This window comes from Longimicrobium sp., from assembly GCA_036389795.1.
Lineage (GTDB): Bacteria > Gemmatimonadota > Gemmatimonadetes > Longimicrobiales > Longimicrobiaceae > Longimicrobium.
Window position 1 is genome coordinate 13,285 of sequence record DASVWD010000053.1, and the last position, 23,245, is coordinate 36,529.

Annotated in this window: 27 protein-coding genes; 17 read left to right on the forward strand and 10 right to left on the reverse strand. The window is 72.2% G+C overall.

Annotation, left to right across the window (positions count from 1 at the left end; genetic code table 11):
- Positions 1–54: 54 nt before the first annotated feature.
- From trmD to ffh, 4 genes are all read right to left on the reverse strand, one after another.
- Complete coding sequence (trmD, locus tag VF746_05985; GenBank protein HEX8691946.1) at positions 55–756, reverse strand: tRNA (guanosine(37)-N1)-methyltransferase TrmD; 702 nt, start codon at positions 754–756, stop codon at positions 55–57.
- Positions 756–1,292, reverse strand: coding sequence for a ribosome maturation factor RimM (gene rimM / locus VF746_05990; protein ID HEX8691947.1), 537 nt, complete (start codon positions 1,290–1,292; stop codon positions 756–758). Before rimM ends, trmD begins: the two co-directional genes overlap by 1 nt.
- 22 nt (positions 1,293–1,314) lie before the next feature.
- Positions 1,315–1,983, reverse strand: coding sequence for a 30S ribosomal protein S16 (gene rpsP, locus VF746_05995; GenBank protein ID HEX8691948.1), 669 nt, complete (start codon positions 1,981–1,983; stop codon positions 1,315–1,317).
- 157 nt (positions 1,984–2,140) lie between these two features.
- Complete coding sequence (gene ffh / locus VF746_06000; protein HEX8691949.1) at positions 2,141–3,499, reverse strand: signal recognition particle protein; 1,359 nt, start codon at positions 3,497–3,499, stop codon at positions 2,141–2,143.
- A 299-nt stretch (positions 3,500–3,798) separates the two neighbouring features.
- Between ffh and VF746_06005 the strand changes: the two genes are divergently transcribed.
- Both VF746_06005 and VF746_06010 read left to right on the forward strand, forming a co-directional pair.
- The gene (locus tag VF746_06005; GenBank protein HEX8691950.1) at positions 3,799–4,209 is read left to right on the forward strand and encodes a hypothetical protein; all 411 of its coding nucleotides are present in this window, start codon (positions 3,799–3,801) and stop codon (positions 4,207–4,209) included.
- Positions 4,210–4,303: 94 nt separating this feature from the next.
- Positions 4,304–4,912 carry a DinB family protein gene (locus VF746_06010; GenBank protein HEX8691951.1) on the forward strand — a complete coding sequence of 203 codons (609 nt, stop codon included), beginning with the start codon at positions 4,304–4,306 and terminating at the stop codon, positions 4,910–4,912.
- 1 nt (position 4,913) lies between these two features.
- Here VF746_06010 and VF746_06015 read toward each other — a convergent pair whose 3' ends face one another.
- Positions 4,914–5,393, reverse strand: coding sequence for a hypothetical protein (locus VF746_06015; GenBank protein HEX8691952.1), 480 nt, complete (start codon positions 5,391–5,393; stop codon positions 4,914–4,916).
- A 151-nt stretch (positions 5,394–5,544) separates the two neighbouring features.
- Between VF746_06015 and VF746_06020 the strand changes: the two genes are divergently transcribed.
- From VF746_06020 to VF746_06030, 3 genes are read left to right on the forward strand one after another with little or no spacing between them, the layout of a single operon-like run.
- Complete coding sequence (locus VF746_06020) at positions 5,545–6,102, forward strand: hypothetical protein (GenBank protein ID HEX8691953.1); 558 nt, start codon at positions 5,545–5,547, stop codon at positions 6,100–6,102.
- A 34-nt stretch (positions 6,103–6,136) separates the two neighbouring features.
- Positions 6,137–6,592, forward strand: a complete 456-nt coding sequence (locus VF746_06025) for a DUF1801 domain-containing protein (protein ID HEX8691954.1) — start codon at positions 6,137–6,139, stop codon at positions 6,590–6,592.
- Between the two features lie 20 nt (positions 6,593–6,612).
- Positions 6,613–7,395, forward strand: coding sequence for an AraC family transcriptional regulator (locus VF746_06030; protein HEX8691955.1), 783 nt, complete (start codon positions 6,613–6,615; stop codon positions 7,393–7,395).
- A 551-nt stretch (positions 7,396–7,946) separates the two neighbouring features.
- Here the strand turns inward: VF746_06030 and VF746_06035 are convergent.
- On the reverse strand, positions 7,947–8,540 hold the full coding sequence (locus VF746_06035) for a hypothetical protein (GenBank protein ID HEX8691956.1): 594 nt from the start codon (positions 8,538–8,540) through the stop codon (positions 7,947–7,949).
- A gap of 11 nt (positions 8,541–8,551) precedes the next feature.
- The gene (locus VF746_06040; GenBank protein HEX8691957.1) at positions 8,552–9,064 is read right to left on the reverse strand and encodes a DUF6265 family protein; all 513 of its coding nucleotides are present in this window, start codon (positions 9,062–9,064) and stop codon (positions 8,552–8,554) included.
- 210 nt (positions 9,065–9,274) lie between these two features.
- On the opposite strand from VF746_06040, the gene VF746_06045 reads away from it, so the two are divergent.
- Complete coding sequence (locus tag VF746_06045) at positions 9,275–10,402, forward strand: hypothetical protein (GenBank protein ID HEX8691958.1); 1,128 nt, start codon at positions 9,275–9,277, stop codon at positions 10,400–10,402.
- Between the two features lie 117 nt (positions 10,403–10,519).
- The gene (locus tag VF746_06050) at positions 10,520–10,801 is read left to right on the forward strand and encodes a MoaD/ThiS family protein (GenBank protein ID HEX8691959.1); all 282 of its coding nucleotides are present in this window, start codon (positions 10,520–10,522) and stop codon (positions 10,799–10,801) included.
- Positions 10,802–10,946: 145 nt separating this feature from the next.
- Here VF746_06050 and VF746_06055 read toward each other — a convergent pair whose 3' ends face one another.
- The 3 genes from VF746_06055 to VF746_06065 form a co-directional block, all read right to left on the reverse strand.
- The gene (locus tag VF746_06055; GenBank protein HEX8691960.1) at positions 10,947–11,603 is read right to left on the reverse strand and encodes a hypothetical protein; all 657 of its coding nucleotides are present in this window, start codon (positions 11,601–11,603) and stop codon (positions 10,947–10,949) included.
- On the reverse strand, positions 11,600–11,872 hold the full coding sequence (locus tag VF746_06060) for a hypothetical protein (GenBank protein ID HEX8691961.1): 273 nt from the start codon (positions 11,870–11,872) through the stop codon (positions 11,600–11,602). The genes VF746_06055 and VF746_06060 overlap by 4 nt, the downstream gene beginning before the upstream one ends.
- Before the next feature lie 131 nt (positions 11,873–12,003).
- Positions 12,004–12,705, reverse strand: a complete 702-nt coding sequence (locus VF746_06065) for a Bax inhibitor-1 family protein (protein ID HEX8691962.1) — start codon at positions 12,703–12,705, stop codon at positions 12,004–12,006.
- Positions 12,706–13,160: 455 nt separating this feature from the next.
- Between VF746_06065 and VF746_06070 the strand changes: the two genes are divergently transcribed.
- The 10 genes from VF746_06070 (at position 13,161) to VF746_06115 (ending at position 23,215) form a co-directional block, all read left to right on the forward strand.
- Positions 13,161–14,114 (forward strand): hypothetical protein, encoded by a 954-nt coding sequence (locus VF746_06070; GenBank protein HEX8691963.1) that lies wholly within the window; start codon positions 13,161–13,163, stop codon positions 14,112–14,114.
- A gap of 435 nt (positions 14,115–14,549) precedes the next feature.
- On the forward strand, positions 14,550–16,253 hold the full coding sequence (locus tag VF746_06075) for a serine/threonine-protein kinase (protein ID HEX8691964.1): 1,704 nt from the start codon (positions 14,550–14,552) through the stop codon (positions 16,251–16,253).
- 56 nt (positions 16,254–16,309) lie between these two features.
- Positions 16,310–17,068: a methyltransferase domain-containing protein gene (locus VF746_06080; GenBank protein HEX8691965.1), complete on the forward strand. Its 759-nt coding sequence runs from the start codon at positions 16,310–16,312 to the stop codon at positions 17,066–17,068.
- A 7-nt stretch (positions 17,069–17,075) separates the two neighbouring features.
- A complete protein-coding gene (locus VF746_06085; protein ID HEX8691966.1) occupies positions 17,076–17,414 on the forward strand; it encodes a hypothetical protein in 339 nt (112 codons plus the stop codon).
- Between the two features lie 252 nt (positions 17,415–17,666).
- On the forward strand, positions 17,667–18,095 hold the full coding sequence (locus VF746_06090) for a cobalamin B12-binding domain-containing protein (protein HEX8691967.1): 429 nt from the start codon (positions 17,667–17,669) through the stop codon (positions 18,093–18,095).
- Positions 18,092–19,738 (forward strand): acyl-CoA carboxylase subunit beta, encoded by a 1,647-nt coding sequence (locus tag VF746_06095; GenBank protein ID HEX8691968.1) that lies wholly within the window; start codon positions 18,092–18,094, stop codon positions 19,736–19,738. Before VF746_06090 ends, VF746_06095 begins: the two co-directional genes overlap by 4 nt.
- 9 nt (positions 19,739–19,747) lie before the next feature.
- Positions 19,748–20,326 carry a Uma2 family endonuclease gene (locus VF746_06100; protein ID HEX8691969.1) on the forward strand — a complete coding sequence of 193 codons (579 nt, stop codon included), beginning with the start codon at positions 19,748–19,750 and terminating at the stop codon, positions 20,324–20,326.
- An 82-nt stretch (positions 20,327–20,408) separates the two neighbouring features.
- Positions 20,409–20,984: a Uma2 family endonuclease gene (locus tag VF746_06105; GenBank protein ID HEX8691970.1), complete on the forward strand. Its 576-nt coding sequence runs from the start codon at positions 20,409–20,411 to the stop codon at positions 20,982–20,984.
- A gap of 5 nt (positions 20,985–20,989) precedes the next feature.
- The gene (locus VF746_06110; GenBank protein ID HEX8691971.1) at positions 20,990–21,718 is read left to right on the forward strand and encodes a Uma2 family endonuclease; all 729 of its coding nucleotides are present in this window, start codon (positions 20,990–20,992) and stop codon (positions 21,716–21,718) included.
- 123 nt (positions 21,719–21,841) lie between these two features.
- Positions 21,842–23,215, forward strand: a complete 1,374-nt coding sequence (locus VF746_06115; GenBank protein HEX8691972.1) for an acyclic terpene utilization AtuA family protein — start codon at positions 21,842–21,844, stop codon at positions 23,213–23,215.
- Positions 23,216–23,245 lie beyond the last annotated feature (30 nt).

Below are 23,245 nucleotides of genomic sequence, written 5' to 3' on the forward strand. Positions count from 1 at the left end.
CGTGTCTGAAGTGATGAGAGGTTGGGCCGGCGACGAACGCCCCGGCGCCCAACGTCAACCGTGTTCCGGGTGCTCCTCCAGGAGCTCCGGGCGCCGCTCGCGCGTGAGCCTCTCCGCCTCGGCCCGCCGCCACGCGGCGATCCGGGCGTGGTCGCCCGACAGCAGCACGTCGGGGACCTTAAGGCCCCGGTACTCCGCGGGGCGCGTGTAGGAGGGGGGGGAGAGCCACCCCTCGTAGAAGCTGTCGGTGGACGCGCTCTCGTGGTCGGAGATGGCGCCCGGCAGCAGCCGGACCACCGCGTCGAGCACGGCCAGCGCCGGGATCTCGCCGCCGGAGACGATGAAGTCCCCCAGCGAGACCTCCTCGGTCGCCAGCGCCTCGGCCACCCGGTGGTCCACGTCCTTGTAGTGCCCGCAGAGCAGCGTCAGCTGGCTCGCCAGCGAGAGCCGCACCGCGTCGTCGTGGCGGAAGCGCCTCCCCCGCGCCGACATCAGCAGGATCGGCCCCTCGGGGCGGTCCTTCCCCGGGGCGGCGAGCGACTCCACCGCCTCGAAGAACGGGTCGGGCTTCATCACCATCCCGCTCCCGCCGCCGTACGGCAGGTCGTCCACCGTCTGGTGGCGGTCGCGGGTGAAGTCCCTCAGCTGCACCAGGTGGTACGTCACCAGCCCGGCGGCGGCCGCCCGCGCGGGGATCGACAGCGACAGCGGCCCCCGGAAGAAGTCCGGGAAGAGGGTGACGACGTTGATCCGCATCACAGGTCCAGCAGCCCGGGCACGGCCTCGAGCTCCAGCACGCCGGCGGCCACGTCGACCCTGCCCACCAGATCGCGCACGAAGGGGACGAGCAGCTCCTTCTTTCCCGCGCGCTCGATCCCCAGCAGCACCCCGGAGGGCATCTCGTAGACGTCGCGCACCGTCCCCACCGCCTCGCCGGCGGCGGTGACCCTGAGCCCGACGAGCTGGTGGTAGAACACCTCGTCCTCGTCGGGAGCGACCGCCTCGGCCGCGGGGATCAGGAGCGTCTTCCCCCTGAGCGCGTCGACCTCGGCGGTGCGCTGGCCGTGCTCGGCCGCCTTGAGCAGGAGCCCGCCCTTGAAGGCGCGGGCCCGCTCGACCGTGAGCTCGCCGCCCGCCGGCCGCCCCTGGGCGTCGCCCAGCCGGAGGACGCGCCCCGGGCGGAAAACGGCGTCGGGGCGGTCGGTCTCCAGGCGGACGAACAGCTCGCCCTTGATGCCGTGCGGCTTCTGCACCGCGCCGACGATCAGGAACCCGGGCTGTGCGTCGTCCATCTCAGCTCACCGGAGACGGCGCTCAGGCCGTCTTCTCGTCCTCGCCCCCGGCCGCCGGCTCGGTGGCCTCGGCGTCCGCGGCCACCGGCGTCTCGGCCGCCTCGTCGGCGCCCGCGGGAGCGGTCGCCTCGGGGGTGGGCTCGGTGGCCTCGGCCTCCAGCGCCACGGGCTCGCCCGCCTCGGGGCCCACGCCCACCTCGGTGGCCGCCTCGGCGGCCACGGGGGGCTGGTCGCCGCCCGACACCCGGTCGGCGACGGCCCCGGCGGCGTCCTTCACGGTGTCGACGACGGTCTCCGCCACGCTCGCGGCCGCCGAGGCGACGGCCCCGGCGGCGTCCTTGGCCACGTCGGCGGCCTTGGCGGCGGCGCCCTTCACGGCCTTGCCGGCCTTGCCGGCGGCGCCCTTCACGGTCTCGACGACGCTCTCCACGGCCCCCTCGGCGGCCGGCGCGTCGACGCCGGCCCTGCGCAGCAGCGAGCGGACGGTGTCGGTGGGAACGGCGCCCTTCTCGAGCCAGGCGTTGGCCCTGTCCCGGTCGACCTTGAGGGTCTCGGGCCGGGTGGTGGGGTTGTAGTGCCCGACGGTGGCCACGAAGCGGCCGTCGCGGGGCATGGTGCTCTCGGCGACCACGATGCGGTAGTGCGGGGCCTTCTTCCGGCCCATGCGGCGAAGACGGATCTTCAGCGCCATCTCGGTTCTCTCCTCAAGGTTGACTGGTGGCGTCCGGCCCCCGGCGTTCGCGCGGCGCGGCGGACGATCGAGAACTGCAAGTCCTTGGTCCTTAGTGCTTAGTCCTTAGTCCTTAGTAGTTTCCACTAAAGCACTAAGCACTCAGGACTAAGGACGATCACATCCGGGGCATCCCCCCGAACGGAAGCCTGGGCACGCCGCCGCCCTTCGGCATCATGCCCTGCAGGCCCTTCATCTGCTTCATGAACTTCTGCATCTCCTTGAACTGCTCCAGCAGCCGGTTGATCTCGGCCACCGGGCGGCCGCAGCCGCGGGCGATGCGGGCGCGGCGCGAGCCGTTCAGCATCTCGGGGCGGCGCCGCTCCTGGGGCGTCATCGACAGGATGATCGCCTCGATGTGCTTGAAGCGCTGCGGATCGACCTTGACGTTCTTCAGCATCTTGCTGTTCACGCCCGGGATCAGCTTCAGCAGGTTCTCCAGCGGCCCCAGGTTCTGCATCTGGCGCAGCGCGACCAGGAAGTCCTCCAGGTCGAAGCGCCCGCCGCCCATCACCTTGCGCTCCAGCTTGGCCGCCTCTTCCTGGTCGAACGAGCGCTGCGCCTTCTCCACCAGCGAGACGACGTCGCCCTGCTGCAGGATGCGCCCCGCCATCCGCTCGGGGTGGAACTCCTCCAGCCCGTCGAGCTTCTCGCCCACGCCCAGGAACTTGATCGGCTTTTTCGTGACGCCGTAGATGGAGAGCGCGGCGCCGCCGCGGGCGTCGCCGTCCATCTTGGTGAGCACCACGCCGGAGACACCGAGCGCCTGGTCGAAGCCCTGCGCCACGTTCACCGACTCCTGGCCGATCATCCCGTCGGCCACGAGGAGGATCTCGTGCGGCTGCAGCGCCTCCTTCAGGCGCCCGAGCTCGGCCATCATCTCCTCGTCGATCTGCAGCCGGCCGGCGGTGTCGACGATCACCACCTGGTCGCGCTCGCTCCGGGCCAGCTCCAGCGCCCGCTTCGCGATGCCGACCACGTCCTTCGAGCCCGGCTCGGCGTAGACGGGCACGCCCACCTGCTCGCCCAGCGTCTGCAGCTGCTCGACGGCGGCCGGGCGGTAGACGTCGGCCGCCACCATGCGCACGCGGCGCATCTCGCGCTTCATCTTGCGCGCGATCTTCCCGGCGGTGGTCGTCTTGCCGGAGCCCTGCAGGCCCACGACCATGACGACGGTGGGGGGGATCGGGGCCAGGGCCAGCGGGGCGCGCTTCTCGCCCAGCATGGCGGTCAGCTCCTCGTAGACGATCTTCACGAGCTGCTGCCCGGGCGTCACCGACTTGAGCACCCGCTCGCCGAGCGCCTTCTCCTCCACGCGCTTCATGAAGTCGCGCGTGACCTGGTAGTTGACGTCGGCCTCCAGGAGCACGCGGCGGATCTCGCGCAGCCCCTCGCGGATCATGGGCTCGGTGAGGACCCCGCGCTGCCGCAGGCCCGAGAGCACGCCTTCGAGCTTTTCGCTGAGCTGGTCGAACACGGGCAGTCCACCCCCGCCGGGAACGAAAACGCCGCCCCTCCGCGGAGTCGCGCGGAGGGCGGGAGATGCAAAGCCTGTAAAACTAGGCAGAGCGGCCGTTTTCGGCAACCCCGGAGCCTCGGTCCCACTCTCTGCCCGTCGGCGGACCCGCCCTGGCGACCTCCCCCCGCCGTTCTCGTCGATGGCGATCCACCGCGCCGGCCCCCGGGCTGTGCGCCACGGCTCTTGACCGGCGGCGTCCAATCCGTATCCTTTAGTGAAAATCGAACAAAGTGAACACCCGCGCATGAATGGAGACCGTGCCAAGACGACAAGCGAGCCTCGACCTGCCGCCGGTCGAAGACGAAGAGCTGGAGCAGATCCGCCAGGCGCTCGAACAGGCGGTGGCCCGCGCGTCGCTGCGGTCGGTGGCGCGCGACCTGGGGATGAGCCCCACCGGCCTGCGCGGCGTCATCGACGGGAGCGCCCCGTACGTGAAGACCTGGGACAAGCTGCAGGTGTGGTTCGCCCTGTACCAGAAGGACGCCTCCCGGGACCTCCCCGCCGGCACCATCGCGCACTTCCTGCGGCGCCTGCTGCGCGACGTCCCCGAGCGGTCGCAGCCCGGCGCGGCCGCGCGGGTACTGAACGGGTTCGACGAGGCGTTCCGCTTCGCGGGGGTGCAGGCCCCCGGCTGGATCGCGGAGATCCGCAAGGGGCTGGCGGGGTAGGCGCGCGGCTCGCTTGCGCTCGCGCGGCCGGCGGCGCCAATGTTCAGCCGGTCCCGACGGATCGGTTGTCCCGGCCTTCGCGCGGAGCGGCCCCATGCACCCACAGCTGCAGGAGATCGCCGACGACTTCGGCGCGGCGCAGGCGCGGCTGCACCGGCTGGCCGAGACGTTCCCGGCCGAGCTGTGGGCGGTGCGGCCCGAGCCGGGGCGCTGGTCGGTGGGCGACTGCGTGGAGCACCTCAACCGCACCGCCGAGGCCTTCCTCCCGCGGGTCCGCGCGGCGATCGAGCGCGGGCGCGCCCTGTCCGCCCCGGCGCCCGCGCGCTACCGCCGCGACTCCCTGGGCTGGCTCCTCTGGCGCATCATGCCGCCCCCGGTGCGGCTGCGGGTGAAGACGACGGCCGCCTTCCTCCCCGCCGCGACGGCGCCGGCGGCCGAGCTGGTGGCCCGCTTCGACCAGCTGCAGCGCGAGCAGCTCGAGTGCGTGGCCGCCAGCGACGGGCTGCCGCTGCAGAAGCTCTGGATCCTCTCGCCGGTGGACGGCCGCGCCCGCTACAACCTCTTCGCCTGCCTGGGCATCCTCCCGCGCCACCAGCACCGCCACCTCTGGCAGGCCGAGCGGGTGGTGGACGAGCTGAGGCGGCGCCGCACCGCCGCCGCCCTGGTCGCGCCGCGCCTGGCGGGCGAGCGCCTGGCCACGTAGCTCAGCCCTCCGGCACCGGGACGGGCGCCTGGACGCGGCGGTACACCACCGAGTTCTCGAAGAAGGTCGCCAGGCGGAGGACGTCGTCCGAGGCGAGCCCCACCGCGTGCGGTCCCGCCAGGCAGACCGCCGGGCGGATGACCACGTCGCGGCACTCGAAGGTGATCTCCAGGCGCGCGCCGTCGAGGGTGTACTCGAGGCGGCTCTCGCTGGTGTAGGTCTCCGGCGCCTGGCCGGGCCGGGTGGAGCGGTACGTCGCGCGCTGCAGCCCGGTGCCGTCGCCGTAGAGGTACAGCGTTTCCGCGAGCACCTCGGTCTTCACGAACTCGTTCTCGACCCACACGGCCGGAAGCGCGTCTCCGTCGACGGTGCGCAGCTCGAACGCGGCGGGCGCCTCCAGCGGCCCGGTGGGCGAGTCGCACTGCGTGGCGGCGAGCAGGAGGGACAGCGCGGCGAGAGAGCGGACGAAAGATCGGATCATAGGGTTCGCTCCTGGTCTGAAGTCACGGAGGATGCGGCACATCATCCACGCCATCAACGCCCATCCCCGATCCCCCGTGACGCGCCGGGTCCGTCCGCTTAGCTTGTGCGGGAACGACTCGAAGAGCGACCCCTCACCCCGCGCAGGCCGCATGAGCCGCTCCGTCCGCCTTCTCGCGCTTCTCGTCCTGGCCGGGTGCGCCTCCGGCTCGCACGCGATCCCGCCGGCCCGCGAGGACCGCACCACGGTGGTGATCGAGACGCCGACCTCCACGCGCCACATGCAGACGACGCACGAGGCGAGCGTCGCCTCGGCCACGGTCGCCGCCCCGCCGGACCGGGTGTGGCCCGTGCTCTCCCGGGTGTACGCGGACCTCGGGATCCCGCTCACCGTGGTGGACTCGGCCGGGAAGCTCGTGGGCGCCGCCAACCAGCGGCTGCGGCGCATCGGCGGGCGGCCGCTCTCCGCGTTCTTCAACTGCAGCAGCGCCTACGCCAGCGCGAGCGGCCTGGACGTGTACGTCACCGTGCGCAGCCAGCTGCTCCCGGCCGAGGGCGGGATGACCGGGGTGCGCACCGAGGCGGAGGCCTTCGCCCGCTCGCTGGACGTCGGGTCCGCCCCCGTCCGCTGCGGGAGCACCGGCGTGCTGGAGACCACCATCCATCGCAGCGTGCAGGAGCAGACCGGGGCCGCGCGGGCCCCCGCGTGAGTCGTAGAATCCTCCCTCGCGACAGGACCAGCCCATGGCCAAGAGCAGCGCCGCCAGCGTGCAGGAGTACCTGGACCAGCTCCCCGAGGACCGCCGCGAGGTGGTGTCCGCGGTGCGCGACGTGATCCTCCGCAACCTCCCCGAGGGGTACCAGGAGTCGATGAACTGGGGGATGATCAGCTACGAGGTGCCGCTGGAGCGCTACCCCGACACGTACAACAAGCAGCCGCTCAGCTACGCCGCGCTGGCGGCGCAGAAGAACTACTACGCGCTCTACCTGCTGGGCGCGTACGCGGGGCCCGAGCACGACGGCTGGCTCAAGGAGGAGTTCCGCAAGGCCGGGAAGAAGCTCGACATGGGCAAGTCGTGCATCCGCTTCCGCTCGCTCGACGACCTGCCGCTGGACGTCGTCGGCCGGGCGATCGCCAGCACGCCGCCGGAGAAGATGATCGCGCTCTACGAGGCCGGCCGGCAGAAGCAGGGCGCCTGACCCCGCCACCCGAGGGACCGATGCTGCACCGCGCCGTCGTCCCCCCGCCTCCGCTGTCCGAGCTCGTGGCGCTGCTCTGGCTGTACGAGGGGTACGCGCCGCCGCACGCCAGGGAGCGCCTCCTGCCGACCGGCACGGTCGAGCTGGTGATCGACCTGCGCGAGGGCCCGGCCGGCGGGGGCGGCGCGGTGGTCTGCGGCGCGCACTCGCAGTTCTTCGAGATCGACACGGTGGCCGAGGCGTCGGTGATGGGCGTGCACTTCAGGCCCGGCGGCGCCTTCCCGTTCTTCGCCCCGCCCGCCGGCGAGCTGCACAACCTGCACGTTTCGCTCGACGACCTGTGGGGCGCGGCGGCCGGCGAGCTGCGCGAGCGGCTCCTGGCGGCGCGGACCCCGGAGGCCCGGTTCCGCGTCCTGGGAGACTTCCTCCTGGCGCGCGCCGTCCGCCCGCTGGCCCGCCACCCGGCGGTGGCCCGCGCGCTGCGGGAGTTCGCTCGCGCGCCCGGCCGCACCGTCGCGGAGGTGGCAGCGGAGACCGGCTTCAGCCGGCGGCGCTTCATCGAGCTCTTCGGCGCCGAGGTCGGACTGACGCCAAAGCTGTTCTGCCGCGTCCGCCGCTTCCAGGAGGTGGTGCGCCTGGTCCACCCGGAGCCGCGCGTCGACTGGGCGCGGGTGGCGCTGGAGTGCGGCTACTTCGACCAGGCGCACTTCATCCACGACTTCCAGGCGTTCTCCGGCCTGACCCCGTCGGCGTACCTGGCGCAGCGCAGCGAGCACATGAACCACGTGCCGCTGGCGGAGTGATACCACCTTCCGAAACCGACTGTGCATTCCCATGCCACATACGAAGTCATCCTGAGTCTTCCACCGCGCTGCGCGCGACCACGGAGGATGAAACGGGTTGTAGTTCTCCCTCCCACCGCGCAGCGGGGGGAGGGCCGGGGAGGGGGGCTACCCGCGGCGAGCACCGAAGCCCGTCACAGCGCACGAGCCAGGTAGTTTCTATGCAGGGAGCCGCTGCGCCGACCTGCCTCGGCAACGATGATTGGCGGCGACCGAAGGATCTACTCACCCCAGAGCGAGGCCGGCTTCTGCGCACTGCATCTGGCCACCAGACACGCGGAGTAGATCCTTCGGTCGCGTCCCACCATTGGTGCGGGAGCGAATTACGCGCGGACGCTCCCTCAGGATGACTTCGCGTGTGGCATGGAATGCACAGTCGATTTCGGAAGGTCGTATGAGACATTCAGTTATGGATCTCGATCCCGAACGATCCTCTGCAAAATGGTATGACTCTGCTGACTCTGCTCTATGAGAAAAGCAATTGTCTTTTCATGCGGCGGACGCGTCGCGGACTACCGCCGCCGCGACCCCGCCTTCCCTCCGACGTCCGCCCAGAGGGCGCGCTCGACCATCGCCGGGGTCCACGAGGGCCCGAGCCGGGCGGCCCGCTCGCGCAGCGCGTCGGCGTAGCGGGCGTACTCGCGGGGGGTGAAGGAGACCTGCCCCAGGCCGGGGACGCGGGCGGCCACCAGCTCGTCGAAGAACGGGTACACCTCGGGAGCGGCCGCCGCGGCCACCGCCGAAGCCGTGGCGGGGCCGACGCCGGCGAGCTTCGCCAGCGCGGCGATGGGAGCGCTGGGGTGCGGCACCTGCGCCAGCGCCGCGGCGCTCGTCCGCTCCACCAGGGCGGGGTCGTTGCCGCGCACCAGCGCCAGGTTGCGCGGGCGCCAGATGCCGCGGGCCATCTTCCACTCGGTGAGCTTCACCAGCTCGCCGTGGGTGACGTGCGGGGTCCGGCGCGCGGCGATGCGGGCCGGGAGCTCGTCCCGGTACCAGCGGTCCAGCTCCGGCAGCCGCGCCACGCCCTGCCGCTCGACCACCTCCTCGTACCGCGCCAGCGCCGCCTCCCACGCCCCGGCGTCCTCCGACTTCCACAGGTCGCTCATCGCTCCTCGGCTCAGCGCGGCGGCGCGGGGCAGGGGACGCTCTCCAGCCGCCACTCCGTCCCCTCCCGGCTTCCCTCCCCGCCGTCGATGCGGACCCCCAGCGTCCGCGCGCCGAGCCGCCGGTACGTGATCCGTCTGGGGAAGTCGTGGGCCGGGTCCTCGAAGCGCGCCTCGCCCGCCCCCGACGCGGCCAGGCGGAAGCTCCCCTGCTGGCTCCCCCGGGGCGCCGGCAGCAGGACGATCCCCGCCGAGTCCGCCACGATCCGGCTGAACTCCCAACCGCGCGTGCGGCCGGTGTCGTCGTCCAGGTAGCGCGTGGTGGCCAGCATCACGTCCGAGTCGGCCGCCGTCCACTGCTCCTCGACGGTCCGGTCCACCCCCGCGCCGCCGCGCCAGCAGCCGGCCATGAAGGCGAGCGCCGCCAGGGGACGCCGCTGCTGCGCCTCCTGCGCGGCCGCGGGCGCCGCGACGGCAAGGGCGAGCGCGGCGAGGGCGGGCGTGGCGCGGGGGCGGGGGATCGGCATCGGGAGACTCCGGACCGGGAGAGACGTTCGGGACCCGCGCGGGATGCGGCGCGACTACGATGCGCGTCCGCCGCGGCGGTGTCCAGCGTCGCGGCGGGGACGGGCGGACGCCAGGCGGACGTCCCGGGCTCTTGCGGGGGCGGCGGAGGGCATTAGACTGGACGCGCTGGACTCCCCCGCCTCCCAGCCCTCAGCCGTCGGAGAACGCCCATGGCTCTCGAACGCACCACCACCCCCGCCGCGGGGGACACGCTGCTGCTCGTGGGCACCATGAAGGGCGCGTTCCTCTTCTGGTCCGACCGCGACCGCCGGGAGTGGCGGATGGAGGGGCCGCACTTCCGCGGCGAGACCGTGTACTCGCTGGCGTTCGACCAGCGCGGCGGCCGGCGGCGGATGCTGGCGGGGACGCAGAGCTTCCACTGGGGGAGCGTGGTGCGCGCCAGCGACGACCTCGGCGCCACCTGGAGCGCGCCGGACCGGCAGAACGTGCGCTTCCCGGAAGACTCGGGGCTGGCGCTGAAGAACATCTGGCAGCTCCGCCCCGGCCGGCCGGGCGAGCCCGACGTGGTGTACTGCGGGGTGGAGCCCGCGGCGCTCTTCGAGTCGCGCGACGCGGGCGAGACGTGGAGCCCCGTCGACGGGCTGCTGAGCCACGAGCACCGGGCGCAGTGGCAGCCGGGCGGCGGCGGGCTGTGCCTGCACACCATCGTGCTCGACCCGTCCGACCCCCGGCGGATGGGGGTGGCGATCTCCACCGGCGGCTTCTACCGCAGCGACGACGGCGGGCGGAGCTGGCGGGCGCGCAACGTGGGCGTCCGGGCTCAGTTCCTGCCGGACAAGTACCCCGAGTTCGGGCAGTGCGTGCACAAGGTGGTGCACCACCCCGCGCGCCCCGAGCGGCTCTTCCTGCAGAACCACTGGGGGCTCTACCGCAGCGACGACTGGGGCGACAGCTGGCACGACATCGCCAACGGCGTCCCCTCCGACTTCGGGTTCGCCATGGAGATGCACCCGCACGACCCCGACACCGTCTACATCGTCCCGCTGGAGTCCGACGAGTTCCGCTGTGTCCCCGAGGCGAAGCTGCGCGTCTACCGCACCCGCGACGCGGGCGCCTCGTGGGAGCCGCTCTCCGAGGGCCTGCCGCAGCACGACGCGTTCGAGACCGTGCTGCGCGACTCCATGGCGGCCGACGGCCACGACCCGGCCGGGATCTACTTCGGCACGCGCCTCGGCAAGCTGTACGGCTCGGCCGACGGGGGAGATACCTGGCGGGAGATCAGCGACGCGCTGCCGCCGATCGTGTGCGTGAGGGCGGCGGTGGTGGGGGAGCACTGATCCGGGCCCGCCTCGAACCGTCGACATCGGAAGATGTCATCCCGAGGGACCTGCTCGACGGTTCTGGTGGATGGCGAGGCGGGCAGATCCTGACGCAGGCACGAGGAGGAGGCCGAGATGGCGATCACGGTGGCGCTGCCGAGCGCGCTGCTCCCCTACGCCGGGGGGAGCGCCGAGGTGCAGCTCGAAGAGCGGTGCGGCACGGTGGGCGAGGCGCTGGGCGCGCTCGCCGGCCGCCACGCCGGCGTGGTGGACCGCGTGATGGACGAGCGCGGCGAGCTGCGCCAGCACGTCAACGTCTTCGTGGACGGCGACAACGTCCGCTTCCTCGACGGCCTCCGCACGCCGCTGGGCGAATTCAGCACCATCGTCATCGTCCCGGCCGTCAGCGGCGGGTAGGAGGTCGTCGGACCACTTCGTACAAAGCTGTCATTCTGATATTACGCAGAGTCAGCAGAGTCAGCGGAGGTGTTCTCCGCTGACTCTGCTGACTCTGCTGACTCTGCTGATTCCTGCGTGAGGCCTGAAGTTTTCAGTTCCGGTGTCAGCGCCCGCCGAGGCGCCGGCAGCGCTCGGGGAGGCGGGGCGCGTCCGCCGGAGGGCCGTCCAGGCGCGCCAGCACCTCGTCGTACCTGCGCAGGAGCTGGCACTCGCGGTACCAGAAGGTGCCGATGATGGTGTTCAGGTTCGGGTAGTTGCGGAGCATCCCGCCGAAGCCCTGGTTCAACAGCCCCGTGTAGATGAGCCCGCCCACCACTTCCGACTGCCGGGCGTAGTCCCGCTGCTCCTCGTAGATGCGCGCGATCGTCAGCACGTCGCCGTAGTCCATGTGCCGCACCACGTCGGTGGCGCTGGCGGCGTCCCAGGCGGTGCTCAGCAGCTGCGCCGGGTGGACGAAGCCCCGGTCGAAGAGGCGCGGGTCCGGCACCGCGCCCGGCGGGCCGCCCGGGCGCGCCGAGCGCACCAGCGCGGTGAGCGTGTCGCCCAGGCGCAGGTGGTACTCGGCCGACTCCAGCACGGCGCGCCGGTTGGCGGCCAGCTCCTCGCGCACGCCGGCGAGCGCGGTGGCCGCCTCGCGCCGGTTGACCGCGCCCTGGCGCCACTCGTTGGCGGCGAGCGCCAGCACCACGCCCAGCACCACGAAGAAGGCCTCCAGCAGGATCGGCCGCCAGTCGAGCGCCAGCCGGCGCGGTGACGTCATCGCTCGCCGCTCCCCGGGCCCGGCTCGCGGCCGCGCGCTTCTTTCGCCCCGCGCAGGCGGTCCCGCATCTCGCCCAGCACGCGCTCCAGCCTGCGCACGTCGGGATTGTCGAACTGGTTGTACTCGGTTAAGAGGAGCGGGGCGAGCTCGTCGCCCCCGCCCAGGGCGTCGATCTCGCGCACCAGCGCGTCGGCCCGCTCCGAGTACACGCGCCAGCCGTGTACGACGATGTCGGTCAGCGGATGGTCGCCCGGCTTGCCGTTCGGCATCGCGTGATGTCGGCTGTGGGGAGGTCGAGGCCTCGGGGTCCGAAAAGCCGGGCGCGGACGGGTGCGGGCGGCCGTCCCGGCCGGACCGCGCGCCGTCCGCGCCCGGGTGGTGCGCCGGTCCGGCCGCGGCGTCAGTCGCGCGACATGAACAGCCGCAGCACGTACCAGAACATCAGGGCCACCGAGGCGAACAGCGAGAGCGCCGCGCCCACGTAGCGGTCCTCGGGGTAGTGGTGCAGCACGTTCGAGGTGTCGAACAGGATGGCGGCGCCGGCCAGCGCGATCATCGCCACCGAGAAGAAGGTGCCGAGCTGGAAGCCGAAGACCACGCCGCAGACGATCAGCACCAGCGCCACCACGCCCGCCCAGCGCAGGACGGAGCCCAGGAAGGAGAAGTCCTTCCTGGTCATCAGCACCACCGTGGTGAGGCCGGTGAAGCCCAGCAGTGTGGCCAGCGCGGCGCTCTGGATGGCGCCGGGCGCCGTGAAGTTGGCCATCACCAGCAGGGGGACGAAGACGACGGCCTCGACCAGGACGTAGCCCGCGAGCGCGGCGTACTGCGCGGGGAGCGTCTGGGCCTTGTGCGCCATGCTGCTGAACAGCCACCCGGCGACCACGAAGCCGCCCAGCACGAACAGCCAGCTCACGCCGAGCATCGCCCGGGCCATCGGGTACGCCGCCCCGCTCGCGAAGAGGACGAGCTCGACGAAGGTGAAGGCCAGGATGGCGCCCAGCAGGTGCAGGTACGTCTTCTGGATGAAGGCCGCGCGCGCCTGGGTGCCGAGCGCGCTGACGCTCGCCGGGGCGTAGTAGGCGTTCGACTGGTCGATCATCGTTCCTCTGGTCGAGTGGGGATCGGGCGAGGGAAGGGGTCCGGACCGCGGTCCGACCAATCTCGCGAGGAACGGCCCGTTTGTCCACGATCCCGGGGCGGAGGGGCCCTCTCCCCCGCGCGGCCCCGGTCGTTCGTTCCTCACGACCAGGGGCCGCGCTCCCCTCTCCCAGACCGCGGGAGAGGGGAAACACCTCGGCGCTTCGCGCGACGAAACCCCGCGTGAGGGATGCGCGCCCGGAGGGCCGGGACGCGGGCGCGCCGTGGGGTTTGGCGCGACCGTGGCCCGGCGCGGTTAGGCAGCGTTGTTTGCTGCCTTACCGCGCGCGCAGCCCGGCCCGGAGCGCAGCGGAGGGACACGCCCGAAACCGCAGTGCGAAGTCACGCCGGGCGGCCTTCGCGCGTTGTGTGGAGATGTCCCGCCGTGCTCCCGAACCCTCCGCCGGGGAGGACCCGATGAGCCGCTTCCGCCGCGCCGCCGTTCCCGCCCTGCTCCTCTGCGCCCTGATGTCGGGGCGCGCGTCCGCCCAGTGCTGGGGCGCCGTCCCCTGCCCGGAGCCGGAGGCGAGGCTCAGCTTCGCGGGCGAGGTGCAGACGGCGGCGATCAACTCGGCGCTGGGCGGGGTGACGGCGGGGCTCCTGCGCCGGGCGCGCGGCGGCTCGTTCCGCGAGGGGTTCCTGGCGGGCGCGGCGGGCGGCGCGCTGGTGTACGCGGGAAAACGCGTGGCCGCGGAGCCGTGGGGCGGCGCGGGGCTCCTGGGGCGCGAGGTGGCGGCGGTGGGCTCGTCGGTGGTGTGGAACGCGTCCGCCGGGCGGGCGCCGCTGGAGCGCGTGGTGCTCCCCGTGGGCCCGGTGCGGCTGTACGTCGAGCGCGGCCCGGGCCCGCGCGTGCGCCCCAAGCTGGACTTCGCCTCGGCCGCCGCGCTGGCGCTGGTGGCCGCGGCCCCGGGGACGGAGCTGGACTGGGGGGAGAGCCTGTCGGCGGGGGCGCCGATCTTCCGCCGCACGCTGCCGTACCACGGCGACCAGTGGCAGGGCGAGCACGTGGCGGGGGTGATCAGCTACCGCGCCGAGGACGGCCGCGTGCTGGCGGCGCCCGGCCGCCGCGCCCAGGTGCTGGCGCACGAGCGGGTGCACGTGATCCAGCACGACCAGGCGTTCCTCTTCTGGAGCGAGCCGGCCGAGCGGGCGCTCCTGGGCCGGAGCCGCCTGGGCCGCGCCCTCGGCCGGCACGTGGACCTGGGGCTGAACGTGCCGGCGCTCGGCGCCTTCCAGCAGTTCCTCCCCTACCGCGCGCGCCCCTGGGAGCGCGAGGCCAGCCTGCTGGGCGGCACCGGCGAGGTGGGCGGCCACGGCACCGGTGGCGACGAAGACGGCGACGGCGGCCGCCTCCGCCCCTCGCGGCCTTGACGGGCCGTCGTCATCGCTTAGCGTATCGTGTCGTCGATCATCCGTTCTTTCGGAGGGTTCTTCATGCTTGCGACGGAGCGGCAGATTCGGAGTGGGCCGAGCGGCTGCGGGCGGCCGGCTATCCGGTGATCCTCGCCACGCAAGAGCTCCCCGAGGAGCCCGCATACGCATTCACGAGATTGCGTGCCCGGCGCTCGCTGTTCCGACGCATGGGGGCGATGGTCCGAACCCTTGTGCCGGCGAAAAAGTCCCGCGGACCTGCTTTGGTTCGTGATCTCTGACCTATTGGCTGTTACGAGAAGGCGCAACGATCAGACGACGGGGCCGGGGGGACGCTTCCCCGGCCCCGGCTTTTTTGGCCCGCCCTTCGCTGCTAGCTTCCTCGCAGGCAGAACTTTCGCACTTTCGCACTCACGCACTTTCGCACTTCGGCCAGTGTCCGGCATCCTCGCCCTGCTGATGGGCCGCAGGCTCTGCGACCGCTACCACGTCCACGCTGTGATCGGCACGGGCGGGATGGGCGCGGTGTGCCGGGCCACGGACGAGCGGCTGGGGCGCCAGGTGGCGATCAAGGTGCTGACGCTGGCGCCGGGCGACCCCGACGAGGCGGCGGTGCTGCGTCAGCGCTTCCACCGCGAGGCGAGGGCGGCGGCGGCGCTGCGGCACCCGAACGTGGTGACGGTGCACGACTTCGGCACCGACCCGGCGCTGGGGCTGGACTTCCTGGTGATGGAGTACCTCCCCGGCGAGGACGTGGCCGGCCGCGTCGCGCGCGAGCGCGGGCCGCTGCCGGTGGACGAGGCGCTGGAGATCTACCGCGAGGCGGCGATGGGGGTGGCGGCCGGGCACCGCGCGGGGCTGGTGCACCGCGACATCAAGCCGCGCAACCTCTTCCTGGTCTCGGACCCGCAGGGCGGGTGGGAGGTGAAGGTCCTGGACTTCGGGATCGCGCAGCTGCCGCCCTCCACCGAGACGCAGGCGCAGCTCACGCAGGCGCTGTCGCCGCACACCCCGCGCTACGCCGCCCCCGAGCAGTTCCGCGGCGAGGCGCTCACCCCGGCGTGCGACGTCTACTCGCTCTCCCTCTCCGCGCTGGAGATGCTGAGCGGGCGCTACCCCGAGGGGGTGAACACCGCGCCCGACGACGCGGTGGCCTCGCGCTGGGTGGGCGAGGTGAACTCGATGCGGCCGGAGCTTCCCGCCGCGGTGGCCGCCGTGCTGCTCAAGGGCCTCCTGCGCGAGCCCTCGCGCCGCTTCACCGACGCCAACCGCCTGCTCACCGCGCTCGACCGCGCGATGACGAAGGGGCACGTCACCCTTTCCGGCCTCACCGGCGCGCGGCCCGCCGCGGTCGGCGCGGCCGGCGGCGCAACCGGCGCGGACGAGCGCACCGTGGCCATGCCGCCGCCACGGCCGGGCGTCCGCGAGCCGCGCTCGTCCGCCTCGGCGACGCCGCCCTCCGCGCCGGCGTTCTCGGTCCCCGTCCCCCCGCCCGTGCTCGCGCAGCCCGCCCACGGCCCGGCCGCGGGTCCGGCGGCGCCTCCGCAGGCGCAGGACGGGGCGCAGCCGTGCGGGGAAGGGCAGCGGCCGCGGAGGCGGTCGGGGTTCGTGGCGTGGCTTCTGACGCTGCTCCTCTTCGGCGCGGCGGGGGGCGCGCTGTGGGTGGCGATGAACGGCGACGTGCGGGGTGCGCCCGGCCGCGTGAGGCCCGACGCGCCGCCGGATGCCGAGGTCCTGCTCACCGAGCCGGTGGTGATGCGGCGGATCGCGCGCGACGAGGCGGAGCGGGTGGAGCGCGTACTGGGCTCCGTCCGGGGTGACGCGCTCTACGTGGTGGTGCTGGCCTCCTTCGCCCCGGCGCAGCACGGCGAGGCGGCGGAGATGGCGGAGCGGCTGCGGGGCCAGGGCTACCAGGTGGGGGTGGCGAACAGCCTGGTCTATCCCGAGCTGAGCGACGACTGGCTGGCGGTGGTCGCCGGCCCGTACCGGGACCGCGGCCGCGCGGAGACCCTCCTCCCCGAGCTGCGCGAGCGCGTCCGCCCGGACGCCTTCTTCAAGCGGGTGACGTTCCGGTCTCCCGACTCCGACGGCCCCCGCCCCGACGGCAGGGCGCCCGCCCCTCCCACGGAGCTCCCGTGACGGCGGATGCGCGAGCACGGGATCGAGCGGACCAGGACCGACACGGCGGAGGCCGCGTGAGCCGGGCGAAGGGCGGCTGGTGGGAGGACTACTTCGACGAGACGTTCGTCGAGATCTACCGCGACTTCCTGACGCCCGAGCGCACCGAGCGCGAGGTCGCGGGCTTGAGGGAGATGGTCTCCCTGCCGCCCGGCGCGGAGGTGCTCGACCTGGCCTGCGGCTGGGGGCGGCACTCCGTCGCCCTGGCCCGCGCCGGCTGCCGGGTGACGGGGCTCGACCGGTCCGAGACGCTGCTGGCGCGGGCGAGGAAGCGCGCGGAAGCCGCGGACGTGGCGGTCGACTTCGTGCGCGGCGACATGCGCGAGGTGCCGTGGACGGGGCGCTTCGACGCGGTGCTCTCGCTCTACTCGTCGCTCGGCTACTGGCTCTCGGACGAGGAGGACCTGCGCGTGCTGCGGGGCGCGCGCGCCGCGCTCGGGCCGGAGGGCTGCTTCGTGCTGGAGACCATGCACCGCGACCACATCGTGGGCGGCTTCGCCGAGCGCGACTGGTGGGAGACGGAGGGCGGCGCCACGGTGTGGGTGGAGCGCGAGTTCGACGCGGTGGAGGGCGTCAGCCGCGAGTGGACGCGCTGGAGCAAGGGGAAGCGGACCGGCGAGAAGTACCACGAGCTGCGCATCCGCACCGCCACCGAGTGGGACCGCCTCCTGCGCGCCGCCGGCCTCGTCCCGGTCGACTGGTACGGCGACTGGGAGCTGGCCCCCTTCGTCCACACCTCCGAAGACCTGATCGTCGTCTGCCGGCGGGGTGACTGAGTCCACGATGAGCTGGTATCCCGTCGACGACGGCGCGACCCTCGGCACCGGCGGCAGCGAGGACGGCGTGATCGTCCGCGACGACGAGCACGGCCTAGGCGCGCGGATCACGCTGGAGGAAGGCGGCGGCATCGCCCCGTTTTCCATCACCTGCGGCGTCTACGGCTGGATGGTGCACACCCGCTTCTTCTCCACGCGCGAGGAAGCCGACGCCGCGTACGAGGCGATGCAGGCCGACCTGGCCGCGATCCTCGCCCGCATCCCGAACGTGGACGATCCCGACGCCGACGCGAACCTGCACGCAGTCGGCGAGATCATCAGCGACTTCGTCGACCGGCATCCCTGAGCGACCGGTCGCCTGCGCGTACGGATCGCAGTCAGCCTCGCCCGCATGGCCGGCTCCGCGCGCGGGCACCTGAACACGTGCAGGAGCCGGGAGTCCGCGAAGGCGGACTTCGTGTGGTTATTGCCGCGAATTCATTCGCCCGGTCCCCCACCTCACCCTCCCGGCACCTCGCTTGCCGCAGGCCAGCGCGGCGTCTATGTTTCGCCGTCTTCGCCTTATGTGCGGTTTCCCATCATCGAAGCACGGAAGCACATGCCTGAACGGAAGATCCGGGTGCTGGTCGCCAAGCCCGGGCTGGACGGCCACGACCGCGGCGCCAAGGTGATCGCCGCCGCGCTGCGCGACGCCGGGATGGAGGTCATCTACACGGGGCTCCACCAGACGCCCGAGATGGTGGTCAACGCCGCCATCCAGGAAGACGTGGACGTGGTGGCCATGTCCATCCTCTCCGGCGCGCACATGACGCTCTTCCCTCGCGTGAAGGAGCTGCTGGAGGCCGAGGGCGCCGACCACATCCTGATCACCGGCGGCGGGATCATCCCCGAGGAAGACATGCGGGCGCTGGAGGCGCAGGGGATCGGCCGGCTCTTCGGCCCCGGCACCCCGACGTCGGCCGCCGTGGAGTACATCCGCTCCTGGTTCGCCGAGCACGGCCGCGACCGCGAGATGGTGGAGCGGTGAGCACGACCGCCCCCCCGCCCCAGGCCGCCGCGCCCGCGGAGTCCCGCGCCCGCGTGCTCGCCCGCGAGGTGGCCGAGCTGGAGGCGCGCCTGCGCCAGGGCGGCGGACCGAAGCGCATCGAGAAGCAGCACGCCGACGGCAAGCTCACCGCGCGCGAGCGCATCGGGCTGCTGCTGGACCCGCGCACCCGCTTCCAGGAGATCGGCCTCCTGGTGGCCTACGACCGGTACGACGGGCAGGCGCCGGCCGCCGGGGTGGTCACCGGGATCGGCACCGTGGCGGGGCGCGAGGTGGTGGTGGTCGCCAACGACGCCACCGTGAAGGCGGGCTCGTGGTGGCCCGAGACCATCACCAAGATGCTCCGGGCGCAGGAAGCGGCCATGCGCTGCCGGGTGCCGATCGTGTACCTGGTCGACAGCGCGGGGGTGAACCTGCCGTACCAGGGCGGCGTCTTCCCCGGGCAGTACGGCGCCAGCCGCATCTTCTACTACAACTCCATCATGCGGCGCTACCTGAAGGTGCCGCAGATCGCCGCGGTGATGGGGCCGTGCATCGCCGGCGGGGCGTACCTGCCGGCGCTCTCCGACGTGATCCTGATGGTGGAGGGCACCAGCTTCATGGGCCTCGGCGGGCCCAACCTGGTGAAGGGCGCCACCGGGCAGACCACCGACGCCGAGACGCTGGGCGGCGCCTGGACGCACAACGCCATCAGCGGCGTGGCCCACTACCGCGTCGCCGACGACCGCGCCTGCATCTCGAAGATCCGCGACCTGGTGCGCGAGCTGCCGCGCCACCCCACCGCGCTGAACGTGGACGAGCCGGTGTCGCCGCTCCGGCCCGAGACGGACCTCTACCAGATCCTCCCGGAAGACCACCGGCAGCCGTACGACACCCGCGCGCTCCTCTCGTGCATCCTGGACGCGGGCGACCTGGACGAGTTCCAGGCCGACCACGCCCCGGAGATGATCTGCGGCACCGCCCGGGTCGGCGGCATCCCCGTCGGCGTGATCGCCAACGCGCGGGGGATGCTGAAGGACCCGCACGGGGGGCCGCCCAAGTTCGGGGGCATCGTCTACGCCGACAGCGCCGACAAGGTGGCGTACTTCATCGAGACCATGAGCCGCCACGGCACGCCGCTGCTGTTCGTGCAGGACGTGTCGGGCTTCATGGTGGGCACCGAGGCCGAGCACTCGGGGATCATCCGCGCCGGCGCCCGCTTCGTGGAGGCGATGGCCACGGCGACGGTGCCGAAGATCGTGCTGACGGTGAACCACGCCTCGGGGGCGGGCTACTACGCCATGGCGGGGCAGGGCTTCGACCCCGACTTCATCTTCACCTGGCCCACGGGGCGGATGGGGGTGATGGAGGGCGACAGCGCGGTGATGGCGCTCTTCAGCGCGCAGCTCGACGAGCTGAAGAAGGCGGGGAAGCAGCCCGACGCTGAGCTGCAGGCGAAGATCGACGCCGTGCGCGCCGACTACGACCGCCAGCTCGACGCGCGCTACGCCGCCGCGCGCGGCTTCGTGGACGCGGTGGTGCTCCCCGAGGAGACGCGCGCCGCGCTGTCGCTGGCGCTGCGCACCGCCATCAACAACCCGGGCCCGCACCTGGGCGCCTTCGTCCTGCCGCCGCACCTGACCTGAGGAGGGATCATGGCCGTGCAATTCGCCATGCCCCACCGGTTCACGGTGGAGGAGTTCCAGCGGATGGGGGAGACAGGCATCCTGTCGCCGGAAGACCGTGTCGAGCTGATTGAGGGAGAGATCGTTGAAATGACGCCGGTGGGGAGCCGACACGTTTCGTGTGTGATGGACCTCGACGACTTCTTTCGCGAGGTCGTCGGGAAGGAGATCAGGATCTCGGTGCAGAATCCGCTCGTCCTCGAGGGCTCCCATCCTCACCCGGACGTAGCGCTTCTCCGCCGCCGCGCGGAGGGGTATGCGGGTGGTCTTCCGACTCCCGCGGACTGTCTGCTGGTCGTAGAGGTGGCCGATGCCACGGTACTCTACGACCGCAACGTCAAGAGCCGAATGTACGCGCGCGCGGGGATCCCCGAGTACTGGGTCGTGGACCTCCCCCGCAACACGGTCGCGGTGCACCAGTCTCCGCAGGGCGGCGAGTATGTGGAAGTCGAGGAGTATGGATACGGAGAGGCGTGGATCTCGCCGGCGCTGGGTGGGCGTGAGGTTCGCGTGGAAGACGTGCTGCGGCCGCATCCAGCCGGAGGTTAAAGGCGTGTGCTTGACCTGTGGCAATCCGGGCCCGCACCTGGCGCCTTCGTCCTGCCGCCGCACCTGACGTGAGGAGGCGAGCATGTCCGTCCAGCACGCCCGGCACCATCGCTTCACCGTCGACGAGTTCCACCGCATGGCGGAGACGGGCATCCTGTCTCCGGAAGATCGCGTCGAGCTCATCAACGGGGAGATCGTCGAGATGACCCCGGTCGGTCCGCGTCACGCCGCGTGTGCCAAGTGGCTCGAGATCTGGCTGGAGAAGCTGCTCGGGACCGACGTTCTCATCCGGGGTCAAATGCCGATCCCCCTCGAGTCCCAGGAGCCGTATCCAGACGTCGCCGTCGTGCGCTGGCGGGACGACCTGTACGTACAGGCGCATCCCACGCCGGCGGACACGCTGCTGCTGATCGAGGTCTCGGACACCACGGTGCTGTACGACCGCAACGTCAAGAGTGAGATGTACGCCCGGGCCGGGATCGGGGAGTTCTGGCTGGTCGATCTCACGCGGGACGCGGTCGTCGTGTTCCGCTCCCCCGAATCGGGCCGATACACGGACGTGCACGACTATCGGCGTGGTCAAGCGTGGACCTCTCCCGCGCTGGGTGGACGAGAGGTGCGTGTGGAGGATGTGCTGGGGCCGGCGGCGCGCGGCTGACCCGGGTGCGCATCGTTTTCAAGCCGGACCCTGTAGTCGAGGAGGAAACCATGGCTGTTCAGTTCGTACAGCCGCATCGGTTCAGCGTGGACCAGTACGTTCGCATGACGGAGATCGGTGTGCTCCCGGAGCACGGGACCGAGCTGATCGATGGGGTCGTGGTCAGCGGGACGCGTCCCTTCCGGTTCACGTCTGCCGACTTCCACCGTCTCGCGGAAGCTGGAATCCTGTCCGAGGACGACCGTGTCGAACTGTTCGACGGTGAGATCATCGAGATGACCCCGGTCGGAAGCCGTCACGCGTCGTGCGTGAGCCGGCTGGCGCGAATGCTCATTGCCCGTGCGGGTGACCACATCGTACGCGTCCAGGATCCCGTCCACGTGGATGAGGGTGAGGACCCGCAACCCGATCTGGCGGTCGTTCGCGCGCGGGACGACGAGTACGAAGACTCGCATCCGGTAGCGGCGGACGTGCTCCTGCTGGTCGAGGTGGCGGACACGTCAGTCCTGTTCGACCGCACTGCCAAAACTGAGCGATATGCCGCAGCGGGTATCCCAGAACTCTGGCTTGTTGACCTCACGCGGGACGTGATTGTGGTCTCTCTCGTGCCGATTGGAGGGCAGTTCGGCTCCGTCCGTGAGTTCAGGCGCGGGGATTGGTGGCACTCGCCTGCCCTCGGCGGCAGCGAGATCCAAGTGGACGACGTGCTCGGCCGTGGGCGGCCGAGGCGCTGACCGGGTGCGCATAGCCTTCACGCCGGTCCATTCGATGCTGTGCGGCTCGAGACGAGGTGCTGCGCGAGCGGCACCTCGAATTGCTGAGGACGGGCCTGGTCTGACCAAACGACACGGAGCCGGATGAGAGACAAGATCCGCATCGCCTCGGGGCAGGGGTTCTGGGGCGACCAGCTCGACGCCCCGCGCCAGCAGGTGGAGGGCGGCCCGATCGACTACCTGATGCTCGACTACCTGGCCGAGGTCACCATGTCGATCATGCAGAAGCAGCGCTCGCGGAACCCCTCCCTGGGCTACGCGCGCGACTTCGTGCCGCTGATGGGCGAGATCCTCCCCGCCGTGGTGGAGCGCGGCATCCGCGTGGTGGCCAACGCCGGGGGCGTGAACCCCCCCGGCTGCCGCGACGCGGTGCTCGAGGAGGCGCGCAAGGCGGGGCTCGCGGGCCGCGCCCGCATCGGGATGATCAGCGGCGACGACATCCTGGAGCGCCTGCCGGACCTGCTGGCGCGCGGCGTGGAGCTCAGGAACATGGAGACGGGCGAGCCGCTCTCCACCGTGCTGGGCCGCGTGCAGAGCGCCAACGCCTACATCGGCGCCCGGCCGATCGTGGCCGCGCTCGCGCAGGACGCGCACGTGGTGATCACGGGCCGCTCCACCGACACGGCGCTCACCTACGCGCCGATGATCCACGCCTTCGGCTGGGGGCTGGACGACCACGACCGGATCGCGGCGGGCGTGGTGGCCGGGCACATCAACGAGTGCGGCGCGCAGGCCTCGGGCGGCAACTGCCTGTGGAGCTGGCGCGAGATCCCCGACCTGGCGAACGTCGGCTACCCGATCATCGAGGCGGCGCCGGACGGCTCGTTCGTGGTCACCAAGCACGAGGGCACCGGCGGGCGCGTGACGGTGCAGACGGTGAAGGAGCAGCTCGTCTACGAGATGGGCGACCCGCGGAGCTACATCACCCCCGACTGCATCGCCGACTTCACCACCATCCGGCTGGAGGACGCCGGGCCGGACCGGGTCCGCGTGCACGGCGTGCGCGGCGCCGCGCCCACGCAGTTCCTGAAGGTGAGCGTCTCGTACTCCGACGGCTACAAGGCCAGCGGCACGCTGGTCTACGCCTGGCCCGACGCCGTGGAGAAGGCGCAGGCCGCCGACCGGGTGCTGCGCGAGCGGCTGGACCGCCTGGGGCTCGAGTTCGACGAGGTGCTCACCGAGTACGTGGGGTGGAACGCCACCCACGGCCCCCTGGCCGGCCCGCCGCCCGCCGACCTGGCCGAGGTGACGGTGCGCTGGAGCGTGCGCGGCCCCGACTTCGCCGCGGTCGACAGGTTCACCAAGGAGATCGCCCCCCTGGTGCTGGCCGGCCCCCCCTCGGTGACGGGCTTCGCGGGCGGCCGCCCGAAGGTGCAGGAGATCGTGGCGTACTGGCCCGCGCTGATCCCGCGGGCCGAGATCGAGCCGTTCCTGAACGTCGAGGTGGTGACGGCATGATCGAAAAGAAGTTCCAAGTGCCCAGTGCCC

Bases quoted from the DNA above. Each gene is read 5' to 3' on its own strand.
- trmD (HEX8691946.1), bottom strand. From the start codon at position 756: ATGCGGATCAACGTCGTCACCCTCTTCCCGGACTTCTTCCGGGGGCCG.
- rimM (HEX8691947.1), bottom strand. From the start codon at position 1,292: ATGGACGACGCACAGCCCGGGTTCCTGATCGTCGGCGCGGTGCAGAAG.
- rpsP (HEX8691948.1), bottom strand. From the start codon at position 1,983: ATGGCGCTGAAGATCCGTCTTCGCCGCATGGGCCGGAAGAAGGCCCCG.
- VF746_06010 (HEX8691951.1), top strand. From the start codon at position 4,304: ATGCACCCACAGCTGCAGGAGATCGCCGACGACTTCGGCGCGGCGCAG.
- VF746_06015 (HEX8691952.1), bottom strand. From the start codon at position 5,393: ATGATCCGATCTTTCGTCCGCTCTCTCGCCGCGCTGTCCCTCCTGCTC.
- VF746_06020 (HEX8691953.1), top strand. From the start codon at position 5,545: ATGAGCCGCTCCGTCCGCCTTCTCGCGCTTCTCGTCCTGGCCGGGTGC.
- VF746_06025 (HEX8691954.1), top strand. From the start codon at position 6,137: ATGGCCAAGAGCAGCGCCGCCAGCGTGCAGGAGTACCTGGACCAGCTC.
- VF746_06030 (HEX8691955.1), top strand. From the start codon at position 6,613: ATGCTGCACCGCGCCGTCGTCCCCCCGCCTCCGCTGTCCGAGCTCGTG.
- VF746_06035 (HEX8691956.1), bottom strand. From the start codon at position 8,540: ATGAGCGACCTGTGGAAGTCGGAGGACGCCGGGGCGTGGGAGGCGGCG.
- VF746_06040 (HEX8691957.1), bottom strand. From the start codon at position 9,064: ATGCCGATCCCCCGCCCCCGCGCCACGCCCGCCCTCGCCGCGCTCGCC.
- VF746_06045 (HEX8691958.1), top strand. From the start codon at position 9,275: ATGGCTCTCGAACGCACCACCACCCCCGCCGCGGGGGACACGCTGCTG.
- VF746_06050 (HEX8691959.1), top strand. From the start codon at position 10,520: ATGGCGATCACGGTGGCGCTGCCGAGCGCGCTGCTCCCCTACGCCGGG.
- VF746_06055 (HEX8691960.1), bottom strand. From the start codon at position 11,603: ATGACGTCACCGCGCCGGCTGGCGCTCGACTGGCGGCCGATCCTGCTG.
- VF746_06060 (HEX8691961.1), bottom strand. From the start codon at position 11,872: ATGCCGAACGGCAAGCCGGGCGACCATCCGCTGACCGACATCGTCGTA.
- VF746_06065 (HEX8691962.1), bottom strand. From the start codon at position 12,705: ATGATCGACCAGTCGAACGCCTACTACGCCCCGGCGAGCGTCAGCGCG.
- VF746_06070 (HEX8691963.1), top strand. From the start codon at position 13,161: ATGAGCCGCTTCCGCCGCGCCGCCGTTCCCGCCCTGCTCCTCTGCGCC.
- VF746_06085 (HEX8691966.1), top strand. From the start codon at position 17,076: ATGAGCTGGTATCCCGTCGACGACGGCGCGACCCTCGGCACCGGCGGC.
- VF746_06090 (HEX8691967.1), top strand. From the start codon at position 17,667: ATGCCTGAACGGAAGATCCGGGTGCTGGTCGCCAAGCCCGGGCTGGAC.
- VF746_06100 (HEX8691969.1), top strand. From the start codon at position 19,748: ATGGCCGTGCAATTCGCCATGCCCCACCGGTTCACGGTGGAGGAGTTC.
- VF746_06105 (HEX8691970.1), top strand. From the start codon at position 20,409: ATGTCCGTCCAGCACGCCCGGCACCATCGCTTCACCGTCGACGAGTTC.
- VF746_06115 (HEX8691972.1), top strand. From the start codon at position 21,842: ATGAGAGACAAGATCCGCATCGCCTCGGGGCAGGGGTTCTGGGGCGAC.